Source organism: Kitasatospora sp. NPDC001225, assembly GCF_053597855.1.
Genome location: NZ_JBSFJC010000200.1, coordinates 1 through 10,187, shown reverse-complemented (window position 1 = coordinate 10,187; position 10,187 = coordinate 1). Strand labels below are relative to the sequence as shown.

The following is a 10,187-nucleotide window of genomic DNA, read 5'->3' as shown; positions in this document are numbered from 1 at the left end:
ACCTGATCCTGGTCTTCTACCACAAGCACACCCAGTGGGCGGGCCCCGGCAGGACCGAGAAGAACGTCGTCGGCATGCCGCTGATGCCGGTCTACATGGCCAAGGCCGGTGGCTTCTTCTTCCTGGTGTTCGGCCTCATCGCCGTCATCTCGGCGATCGCCACGATCAACCCGATCTGGGCGTACGGCCCGTACCGTCCCGACCAGGTGTCCACGGACGCCCAGCCGGACTGGTACATGGGCTTCTCCGAGGGCCTGATCCGGATCATGCCCGGCTGGGAGATCAGCGTCTGGGGCGGCCACACCCTCAACCTGGGTGTCATGGTCCCGCTGGCGATCTTCCCGCTGGTCCTGGTCTCGATCGCGGCCTACCCGTTCATCGAGGGCTGGATCACCGGCGACAAGCGCGAGCACCACATCCTGGACCGCCCGCGCAACGCCCCGGTCCGCACCGCCCTGGGCGCCGCCTGGATCAGCCTCTACCTGATCCTGCTGATGGCCGGTGGCAACGACCTGTTCGCCACCCACCTGCACCTGTCGATCAACTCGGTCACCTACTTCGTCCGCGTCGGCTTCTTCGTCGTCCCGGTCGTCGTCTTCATCATCACCAAGCGCTGGTGCCTCGGCCTCCAGCGCCGTGACAAGGAGAAGGTGCTGCACGGCCGCGAGTCGGGCGTCATCAAGCGCCTGCCGCACGGCGAGTTCGTCGAGGTGCACACCCAGCTGCCGCAGAAGGACCTGTACAAGCTCACCGCGCACGACCAGAACCAGCCGGTCGAGCTGCCGGCCCAGACGGACGAGAACGGCGTGGCCCGCAAGGCCGGCGTCGTCACCCGCACCCGGGCCAAGCTCTCCCGCGGCTTCTACGGCGAGGGCAGCCAGATCCCCAAGCCGACCGCCGAGGAGCACCACGAGATCACCAGCGGCCACGGCCACCACTGATCCCGTAGGCACCACCGCGTCACCCCGAGGGCCGCTGACCAGAGTTCTGGTCGGCGGCCCTCGGGCTTTCCCGTACCCGCCGCCCGCGCCACCTGGAGCCCCCGTGCAGCTGTCCGTCGACCCCGCCTCGGCCACTCCCCCGTACGAGCAGATCCGCGCCCAGATCGCCGACCGGGCCCGCTCCGGCGAGCTGCCGACCGGGCTGCGGCTGCCCACCGTCCGCGCCCTGGCCGAGGAGCTGGGGCTGGCGGCCGGCACCGTCGCCCGGGCCTACCGCGAGCTGGAGGCGGACGGCGTGGTGGAGACCCACGGCCGGCGCGGCACGCTGATCGCCGCCACCGGGGACGCCGCGCACCGGCTGGCCGCCGAGGCCGCCGCCGAGTACGCCGCCCGGGCGAGCCGCCTGGGCGTCTCCCGCGCGGAGGCCCTGGCCGCCGTGGACACCGCCCTGCGGCTGGCCTACCCGCAGGGCTGAGCGCCCCCCGGAGGGGGCCTCAGGGGGTCTCAGAGCTCGGGGCGGACCATCCCGGCGGCGGGGGCCTGGGAGGCCGGTGCGGTGGTGCTGACGGGCTGTCCGGAGGCGCTGTGCTTGACCCAGTCCGTCCAGGCGATGTTCCAGTCCCCGAAGCCGTTGCCGAAGGGCTCCATCCGGCCGCCACGGCTGTTCACCACCGTCACCAGGTCCCCCACCCGGGTGTGCTGGAAGAACCACTCGGCGTTGCCGGTGCTCATGCCGGTACAGCCGTGGCTGACGTTCTCGACGCCCTGCGAGCCGACCGACCAGGGCGCCGCGTGGACGTACTCGCCGCTCCAGGTCACCCGGGTGGCCCAGAGCACGTCGAGGTCGTAGGACTCCGTGCTGCCCGGCGCTATCCCGATCGTCTCGCCGTTCATCCGGACCGACCGCTCCTGGCCGAGCACCACCTTGACGCCGTTGCGGGTGTCGAAGCCGGGCTTGCCGGTGGTGACCGGGATGGTCCGCAGCGCCTCGCCGTCACGCTTCAGGGTGAGCTCGTGGGCGGCCGCGTCGATCACCGACTCCACCCGCTCGCCGATCCGCAGCTTCAGCGAGCTGCGGTCACCGCCGTACAGGCCGTCGGCGATCCGGCTGCCGGTGCCGTCGAAGGCCAGCGAGACGGTCGTCCCGGCCGGCCAGTACTCCTCCGGACGGAAGTGCAGGTTCTTGTCGTCCACCCAGTACCAGGCGCCGGTGACGGCGGGCTGGGAGCCGACGGTCAGGGCGCGCTCGACCTCCTGGCGGGCCTGGGGGTCCTTCACCGCCTCGGAGAGCTCCACGGTGAGCGGCTGGCCCACCCCGTAGACGCCGCTGCCGGAGGAGTCCGGGCCGAGTTTGGCGGTGAGCAGGCGTTCGGCGGCGAGGGTGCTGAAGCTCGCGGTGGTGTCGCCGCGGCCGCCCTTGCCGTCGTCGGCGGAGATCCGCACCGTGTACGCGGTGGCGGCCTTGAGCCGGCCGGTGGTCTGCCAGCTGCGCTGGTCCTCGGCGAGCTTCCCGGCGACCACCCGGCCGTCCGGGCCGACCACGGTGACGTCGGTGAGCCGGCTGTCCTGGACGGCCGTCACGGTGACCGGCTGGGAGGGGTCGGCCTTGGCGTCCGCCGAGAGGTGGACCAGCGGGGCCGCGTCGACCCGGTGCGGTCCGACGGGCTCCTCGTCCCCGGCCGTGCAGCCGGCCAGCGGGGCCAGCACGGCGAGGGCCAGCGAGATGCCGCCGAGAGCTGCGATTCCGCGCCTGTCGGCCATGGCCGCCTCCGAAGGTTTCGCACGATTGATCAGATCGTAGGAACGCCCCCGGTGAAGCGACATCCGAGGGACATCCGGTTCACCCAGCTGAGTGAGGCCGTCATCCCGGGGACGCAGCGGCGTCCGGGAACGCGGCAGGGCCGGTCCCCCCGTACGGGAGGACCGGCCCTGGTGCACGAGCGCGAACCCTACTGGTTCTGGTTCTCGCCGCGGTAGAACTCGAAGACCCATCCGAAGATGCCGATCATGATGATCGGGGCGGCCCAGAACATCAGCCACCAGCCGAAGATCACGCCCAGGAAGGCGAGCGCGCCACCGAGCGCCAGCGAGAGCGGCTGCCAGCTGTGCGGGGCGAAGAAGCCCAGCTCGCCGGAGTCGTCCGCGACCTCGGCCTCGGGGTTGTCACCCGCGCCGCTGTCCACCCGGCGGGCGGTGAAGGCGAGGTAGTACCCGATGAAGGCGCACAGCGCGAAGGCCAGGAACAGCGCCGTGGTACCGGCGGCCTCCAGGCCCGGGCCGTTGGTGTCGGAGTTGGTCCACAGGCCGTAGGTGATGGCCATGGCCAGCACGAAGACCGACAGGCCCAGGAAGATCTTTCCCTGTTCCTTCATCAGGCGTCGCCCTCCTTGTTGCCCTTGCCCAGCTTCGGGGCGTCGTACTTCGCCGGGGTCACGCCGGCGAGGTGCTTGGCCGGCTCACCGTGGTTCTCCAGGTAGTCCAGCGCGGCGATCTCCGGGTGGTGGAGGTCGAAGGCCGGGGATTCGGAGCGGATCCGCGGGAGGGTGAGGAAGTTGTGCCGCGGCGGCGGGCAGGAGGTCGCCCACTCCAGCGAGCGGCCGAAGCCCCACGGGTCGTCCACGGTGACCTTCTCGCCGTACTTGGCGGTCTTCCAGACGTTGTAGAGGAACGGCAGGATCGACAGGCCGAGCACGAAGGAGCCGATGGTCGAGACGGTGTTCAGGGTGGTGAAGCCGTCCGAGGCCAGGTAGTCGGCGTAGCGGCGGGGCATGCCCTCCGCGCCGAGCCAGTGCTGCACCAGGAAGGTGGTGTGGAAGCCGAAGAACAGCGTCCAGAAGGTGATCTTGCCGAGGCGCTCGTCCAGCATCTTGCCGGTCATCTTCGGCCACCAGAAGTGGAAGCCGGCGAACATCGCGAACACGACGGTGCCGAAGACCACGTAGTGGAAGTGGGCAACGACGAAGTACGAGTCCGAGACGTGGAAGTCGATCGGCGGGGAGGCCAGCAGGACACCGGTCAGACCACCGAAGAGGAAGGTGACCAGGAAGCCGACCGTCCAGAGCATCGGGGTCTCGAAGCTCAGCGAGCCCTTCCACATGGTGCCGACCCAGTTGAAGAACTTCACACCGGTCGGGACCGCGATCAGGAAGGTCATGAACGAGAAGAACGGCAGCAGTACCTGTCCGGTGACGTACATGTGGTGCGCCCACACCGTCACGGACAGACCGGCGATCGCGATGGTGGCCGCGATCAGGCCGGAGTAGCCGAACATCGGCTTGCGACTGAAGACCGGGATGATCTCCGACACGATGCCGAAGAACGGCAGCGCGATGATGTACACCTCGGGGTGGCCGAAGAACCAGAACAGGTGCTGCCAGAGCATCGCCCCGCCGTTGGCCGGGTCGAAGACGTGGGCACCGAACTTGCGGTCCGCCTCCAGGGCGAACAGCGCGGCGGCCAGCACTGGGAAGGCCAGCAGGACCAGCACCGAGGTCAGCAGGACGTTCCAGACGAAGATCGACATCCGGAACATCGTCATGCCCGGAGCGCGCATGCAGATGATCGTGGTGATGAAGTTGACCGCACCGAGGATCGTGCCGAAGCCGGAGAAGGCCAGACCCATGATCCACATGTCGCCGCCGACGCCGGGCGAGTGCACCGCGTCGGACAGCGGGGAGTAGGCGAACCAACCGAAGTCGGCGGCGCCGTTCGGGGTCACGAAGCCGGCCACCGCGATGGTCGAGCCGAAGAGGTACAGCCAGTACGCGAACATGTTCAGACGCGGGAACGCCACGTCCGGTGCGCCGATCTGGAGCGGCATGATCCAGTTCGCGAAGCCGGCGAAGAGCGGCGTCGCGAACATCAGCAGCATGATCGTGCCGTGCATCGTGAACGCCTGGTTGAACTGCTCGTTCGACAGGATCTGGGTCCCGGGACGAGCCAGCTCGGCACGCATGACCAGGGCGAGGATGCCACCGATCAGGAAGAAGGCGAACGACGTGCCCAGGTACAGGGTGCCGATCGTCTTGTGGTCAGTGGTGGTCAGCCACTTGATGATGGTGGAACCCGGCTTCCGGGTCCGCTGCGCCCCGACCGTGACGGCATCGGCGCCCCCGCCGGCCGCGGCGGGCTCGTTGAGGATGGTCACTTCTCTTCACTTCCCATGCCGATGAGGCCGGAGGGCACCCAGCCGTTCTGGCCCTTGGCGCGAAGCTCGGCCAGGTGCTTGTCGTAGTCGGCGCGGTCGACGACCTTGACGTTGAACAGCATGCGCGAGTGGTCGACGCCGCAGAGCTCGGCGCACTTGCCCATGTACTCGCCCTTGACGGTCGGCGTGACCTCGAACTTGTTCACCACGCCCGGCACGACGTCCATCTTCATCATGAAGTTGACGGGCCAGAAGTCGTGGATGACGTCACGCGAGGTGAGGCGGAACTGCACCGACTCGTTGACCGGCAGCCACAGCGTCGGAACCTCCTTGGGGGTTCCGACGTCGTACGCGGCGTCCTTGTTGGCCGGGTCGGGGGTCTCGGTGTTCTCGTAGTTGAACGCCCAGCTCCACTGGAAGCCCACCACGTTGACGTAGTGCTGCGGCTTCTCGGAGGTGGCCGTCAGCTTCGACTCGTCGCGGGCGACGAAGTAGAAGAGGACCGAGACGATGATGATGGGGACCGCGGTGTAGAGCGCCTCGATGGGCACGTTGTACCGGGTCTGCGGGGGGACCTCCACACCGGTGCGCTTGCGCCGGTGGAAGATCACGCTCCAGATGATCAGACCCCACATCAGTACGCCGACCACCAGCGCCGCGATCCAGGAGCCCTGCCACATCTGGAGGACCATGGGCCCTTCCTTGGTGACGGGGCTCGGGAGGCCAAGCCTGGGGAGGTCGTTGGCCGAGCAGCCGGTGGCGGTCGCGATGACGAGGCCCAGTGCCAGCGCCTGAGGCAGCTTCCGCCGCATCGTGCGCCGCGGCGAGCGGTCGGAGCCGTTGGGACTCACGTAGCGCCTTCCCGAAGTCTCGCCCGCCTTCGCGTCGCCCCGGGGAGGAGTGTGAGCCTCCCCGGCGACCCGTCCACGGGCACGGTTTGAATGCTTATGCGGGCCAAACCCTACTCCAGCCTTATGCGCTCCTGACGGGCAGCCCCCGGTAACGCGCCGCCCGCTAGCCCGATCAGGCCCGGTGGGGGCTGCGCCGCAGGTCATCGTAGGCATTCGAGGTCCGTACGCCCGATCGGGGGATGACCTCGGGCGACACCCGTGACGGCCCGTCGGGCGCGGACGAAGCGGACATTCGGGATGATCGACTGACGGCGGGTGAGCCGCCCGACCGACCGGGGACGCGGCCGGGTGTGTCGTTAAATGTGACCGTGTACTTCGACGCGGCCTCGACGGCCCCTCTGCACCCCGTCGCCCGGCAGGCGCTGACCGCCGCCCTGGACGAGGGCTGGGCCGATCCGGCCCGGCTGTACCGCTCCGGCCGGCAGGCCCGGATGCTGCTGGACGCCGCCCGCGAGACGGTGGCCGCGGTGCTGGGCACCCGGGCGGACGAGATCTCCTTCACCGCGAGCGGCACCCAGGCCGTCCAGCTCGGCCTGCTGGGCGCGCTGGCCGGGAACCGGCGGCGCGGCGGCCACTTCGTGCACTCCGCGGTGGAGCACTCCAGCGTGCTGCACGTCGCCGAACGCCACGAAAGCGCCGGGGGCGAGGTGTCGGTGGCGCCGGTCGACCGGGGCGGCCGGGCCGACCCGGCGGCCTTCGCCGCGCTGCTGCGACCGGACACCGCGCTGGCCGCGCTGCAGAGCGCCAACCACGAGGTCGGGACGGTGCAGCCGGTCGGCGAGGTCGCCGCGCTGTGCGCCGGGGCCGGCGTCCCGCTGCTGGTGGACGCGGCGCAGAGCGCCGGTCGGGCGGACGTCCCGGCGGGCTGGTCGCTGCTGACCGCGAGCGCCCACAAGTGGGGCGGCCCGCCCGGGGTCGGGGTGCTGGCGGTGCGCAAGGGCGTCCGGTACGCCTCGCCGCTGCCGGCCGACGAGCGCGAGGGCGGCCGGGTGCCCGGCTACGTCAACGTCCCGGCGATCGTGGCCGCGGCCGCCTCGCTGCGCGCCGTCCGGGCCGAGGCCGAGCGGGAGAACGCCCGGCTGCACGCGCTGGTGGAGCGGATCCGCACCCGGGTGCCGCGGCTGGTGCCCGAGGTCGAGGTGGTCGGCGACCCGGTGCGGCGGCTGCCGCACATCGTCACCTTCTCCTGTCTGTACGTCGACGGGGAGGTGCTGCTGACCGAGCTGGACCGGGCCGGCTTCGCGGTCTCCTCCGGCTCCTCCTGCACCTCGTCCACGCTGACGCCCAGCCATGTGCTGGCGGCGATGGGGGTGCTCACGGAGGGGAACGTCCGGGTCTCGCTGCCGTACGGGACGGCCGAGGCGGACGTGGAGCGCTTCCTCGCGGTGCTGCCGGACCTGGTGGCCGGCGTCCGGGCGCCGCTCGGGCTGGACCTGCCGGCTCCCGGGCCGGCGCCGGCCGCGATCGGGGCTGCGCCCCGAACCGAAGGGCGCGCCGGTGCCGAAAGCGAGGAGCGACAAGCGACCGACGAAGGAGGGAGTGCCGGAGCGAGGAGCGTCGGCGCCGGGTCCGAGCGCCCGGAGGCGAGCGGGCGGGTCACAGTGATCGACGCGCTGGGGAAGCGCTGCCCGCTGCCGGTGATCGAGCTGGCGAAGCGGATCGGCGAGGTGCCGCCGGGTGGCACGGTCGTCGTGCTGGCGGACGACGAGGCGGCCCGGCTGGACATCCCGGCCTGGTGCGGGATGCGCGGACAGGAGTACGCGGGCGAGGCCCCGGCCGCCGAGTACGGCGGCGACCGGGGCTCGGCCTACCTCGTCGTCCGGCGGACTACTTGACCAGGCGGGCGCTGATCTCGGTGGCCGCCTCGGCGCCGTAGGCCTCCTCGAAGCGCTTCAGGAAGGCGGCCGGGCGCAGCTCGTACTCCTGGGTGCCGACGGTCTCGATCACCAGGGTGGCGAGCATGCAGCCGATCTGGGCGGAGCGCTCCAGGTCGAGGTCCCAGGACAGGCCGGCCAGGAAGCCCGCGCGGAAGGCGTCGCCGACGCCGGTCGGGTCGACCTTGGCCTCCTCCTTGGCGCAGCCGACCACGATCGGCGCCTCGCCCTTGCGCTCGATCCGGACGCCCTTGCTGCCCAGGGTGGTGATCCGGGTGCCGACGCGGGTGAGCAGCTCCTCGGCACCCCAGCCGGTCTTGGTCTCGATCAGCGCGGCCTCGTACTCGTTGGTGAAGAGGTACGCGGCGCCGTCCACGATCTCGCGGATGTCCTCGCCCTCCAGGCGGGCCAGCTGCTGGGAGGGGTCGGCGGCGAAGGCGTAGCCGCGGGTGCGGCACTCCTGGGTGTGGCGGACCATGCCCTGCGGGTCGTCGGCGCCGACCAGGACGAGGTCCAGGCCGCCGACGCGGTCGGCGATCGGCTTCAGCTCGATGTTGCGGGCCTCGGCCATGGCACCGGTGTAGAACGAGGCGATCTGGTTGTGGTCCTCGTCCGTGGTGCACATGAAGCGCGCGGTGTGCCGGGTCTCGGAGATGTGGACGGAGTCGCAGTCCACGTTGTTGCGCTCCAGCCAGCTGCGGTACTCGGCGAAGTCCGCACCGGCGGCGCCGACCAGGACCGGGCGCAGGCCGAGCACACCCATGCCGAAGGCGATGTTCGGCGCGACGCCGCCGCGGCGGATGTCCAGGGTGTCGACCAGGAAGGACAGCGACACGGTGTGCAGCTGCTCGGCGACGAGCTGGTCGGCGAACCGGCCGGGGAACGTCATCAGGTGGTCGGTGGCGATCGAGCCGGCGACGGCGATACGCACGGGGGGTCTCCTCAGGGTGGCTGCGGGGCCAGCGGGCAGGCGGGGACGAACCCGCCTACGGTACCCGGCCCCGGGGAGCGCCCGGCAAGAGTGCCGCAAGTTGCCGCCCCACGGCCATGGTGGCACCCGTCGCCCTCCTCCGTGTACTACCTCCCGGTAGCACTGGTGGGCGGCCGGGCCCCTGCCTAGGGTCGGCCGTGGGGGGCCCGTCGTGCGGGCCCCGTCGTCGACCGCGGCAGCGTGGCCGCGGCCCTGGATCGGAGCGATACCGGATGATGACCGACCACTGTGCCCTGCCCGTCCTGCGGACCGAGGACGGCGAGACGCTCGACGCCCTGCTGGACTCCTCCCGGCGGCTGCGCCGGTTCTGGCCGCAGCTCGCGGCCGGCCCGGAGCCCGTCGCCCCCGCCTCGACCGGCTTCCGGGTGTCCTCCGGGGCCCAGCGGGTGGTCGCCGGGATGGCCGAGTACGGCTTTTGAGCCCGCCGGACCGGATCAGCCGCGCGCGGAACCGCCGCGGAACCACTGTGGAACCGGATCCGACCGGAGCACGTCACATCCGCGCGGAGCGGCGAGGAGGCGGCACCGCTGAACCCTCGGGAGGATGTGCAGATGGATCTGGAGACGATGCCCCGGCGCGGTCGGCGAGCGGTGGCCCTGACGGGTCTGGTGCTGGCGGCGGTGGTGACGGTGGCCGGCTGCGGCAGCGGCGGCGGCAAGCCCGCCTCGGACGCGGCGACGAGCGGCTCGGCCGCCGCGTCCGCCTCGGCCAGTGCCTCGCCGCAGGCCCCGGCGGACTCCGCGAGCCCGTCCTCGGCGGCTCCGACCGGGAGTTCCTCCGGGGCCGCGCAGCCGGCCCAGCCGCCGACCGGCTTCACACCCAGCCCGGCCTCGCCCCCGCCCGGGCAGCCGGCCCCGGCCACTCCCCCGGGCAACGGGATCGCGGTGGGCGAGCCGAACCCGAACGGTTCGGACGCGCCCGTCCGTCCGCCGGTCGCCTACCGGGTGGACGGCACCACCAAGCTGACCGTCTACTTCTTCGGCGGGGTCTGCACCACGTACGCGCTGAAGGCGGACGAGTCGCAGCCGGGCCGGGTGGACGTGCTGGTCGTGCCGGGCCCGCCCACCGTCCAGCCGGGGCAGGTGTGCAACGCGCTGGCCAAGCGGCAGTCGGTCGCGGCCGACCTGCGCTCGCCGCTGGCCGGGCGGACGGTGGTCGACAGGACGAGCGGTCAGGAGCTGCCGCTGGAGGGCGACCCGCACATGGGACCGGACCCGGTCACCCCGGACGTCGCCGGGCGGTAGGCGCCGCGGCGCCCGCGGGCGGAAACGGAAAGGCGGCCCCCGGGGTAACCCCCGGGCCGCCGTCCCCCGCGGGCTTATC

10 protein-coding genes are annotated in these 10,187 nt (G+C 71.6%); 5 read left to right on the top strand and 5 right to left on the bottom strand.

Features of this window, described 5'->3' with window-relative positions; translation table 11 throughout:
* Together ACWDCZ_RS36680 and ACWDCZ_RS36675 are read left to right on the top strand one after the other, a co-directional pair.
* Positions 1–941: cytochrome b N-terminal domain-containing protein (locus ACWDCZ_RS36680; protein ID WP_449818163.1), on the top strand; the 941-nt coding region annotated here is incomplete at its 5' end.
* A gap of 103 nt (positions 942–1,044) precedes the next feature.
* On the top strand, positions 1,045–1,416 hold the full coding sequence (locus tag ACWDCZ_RS36675) for a GntR family transcriptional regulator (protein WP_074000890.1): 372 nt from the start codon (positions 1,045–1,047) through the stop codon (positions 1,414–1,416).
* A 29-nt stretch (positions 1,417–1,445) separates the two neighbouring features.
* On the opposite strand, the gene ACWDCZ_RS36670 is transcribed toward ACWDCZ_RS36675, so the two are convergent.
* From ACWDCZ_RS36670 to ctaC, 4 genes are all read right to left on the bottom strand, one after another.
* Positions 1,446–2,702 carry an Ig-like domain-containing protein gene (locus ACWDCZ_RS36670; RefSeq protein ID WP_449818162.1) on the bottom strand — a complete coding sequence of 419 codons (1,257 nt, stop codon included), beginning with the start codon at positions 2,700–2,702 and terminating at the stop codon, positions 1,446–1,448.
* Between the two features lie 188 nt (positions 2,703–2,890).
* The gene (locus ACWDCZ_RS36665) at positions 2,891–3,313 is read right to left on the bottom strand and encodes a cytochrome c oxidase subunit 4 (RefSeq protein ID WP_049651840.1); all 423 of its coding nucleotides are present in this window, start codon (positions 3,311–3,313) and stop codon (positions 2,891–2,893) included.
* A complete protein-coding gene (gene ctaD / locus ACWDCZ_RS36660; RefSeq protein WP_074000888.1) occupies positions 3,313–5,088 on the bottom strand; it encodes an aa3-type cytochrome oxidase subunit I in 1,776 nt (591 codons plus the stop codon). The genes ACWDCZ_RS36665 and ctaD overlap by 1 nt, the downstream gene beginning before the upstream one ends.
* Complete coding sequence (ctaC, locus tag ACWDCZ_RS36655; protein WP_049651842.1) at positions 5,085–5,939, bottom strand: aa3-type cytochrome oxidase subunit II; 855 nt, start codon at positions 5,937–5,939, stop codon at positions 5,085–5,087. Before ctaC ends, ctaD begins: the two co-directional genes overlap by 4 nt.
* Positions 5,940–6,307: 368 nt before the next feature.
* Between ctaC and ACWDCZ_RS36650 the strand changes: the two genes are divergently transcribed.
* Positions 6,308–7,834, top strand: a complete 1,527-nt coding sequence (locus ACWDCZ_RS36650) for an aminotransferase class V-fold PLP-dependent enzyme (RefSeq protein ID WP_449818161.1) — start codon at positions 6,308–6,310, stop codon at positions 7,832–7,834.
* Here the strand turns inward: ACWDCZ_RS36650 and ACWDCZ_RS36645 are convergent.
* A complete protein-coding gene (locus ACWDCZ_RS36645; RefSeq protein ID WP_049651843.1) occupies positions 7,827–8,804 on the bottom strand; it encodes a carbohydrate kinase family protein in 978 nt (325 codons plus the stop codon). The genes ACWDCZ_RS36650 and ACWDCZ_RS36645 overlap by 8 nt on opposite strands.
* Positions 8,805–9,076: 272 nt before the next feature.
* On the opposite strand from ACWDCZ_RS36645, the gene ACWDCZ_RS36640 reads away from it, so the two are divergent.
* Both ACWDCZ_RS36640 and ACWDCZ_RS36635 read left to right on the top strand, forming a co-directional pair.
* Entirely contained in the window at positions 9,077–9,283 is a 207-nt protein-coding gene (locus tag ACWDCZ_RS36640) for a hypothetical protein (RefSeq protein WP_049651844.1), read from the top strand.
* Between the two features lie 132 nt (positions 9,284–9,415).
* Positions 9,416–10,108 carry a hypothetical protein gene (locus ACWDCZ_RS36635; protein WP_117487461.1) on the top strand — a complete coding sequence of 231 codons (693 nt, stop codon included), beginning with the start codon at positions 9,416–9,418 and terminating at the stop codon, positions 10,106–10,108.
* Positions 10,109–10,187 lie beyond the last annotated feature (79 nt).

Bases quoted from the DNA above. Each gene is read 5' to 3' on its own strand.
- ACWDCZ_RS36640 (WP_049651844.1), top strand. From the start codon at position 9,077: ATGATGACCGACCACTGTGCCCTGCCCGTCCTGCGGACCGAGGACGGC.
- ACWDCZ_RS36665 (WP_049651840.1), bottom strand. From the start codon at position 3,313: ATGAAGGAACAGGGAAAGATCTTCCTGGGCCTGTCGGTCTTCGTGCTG.
- ACWDCZ_RS36635 (WP_117487461.1), top strand. From the start codon at position 9,416: ATGGATCTGGAGACGATGCCCCGGCGCGGTCGGCGAGCGGTGGCCCTG.
- ACWDCZ_RS36670 (WP_449818162.1), bottom strand. From the start codon at position 2,702: ATGGCCGACAGGCGCGGAATCGCAGCTCTCGGCGGCATCTCGCTGGCC.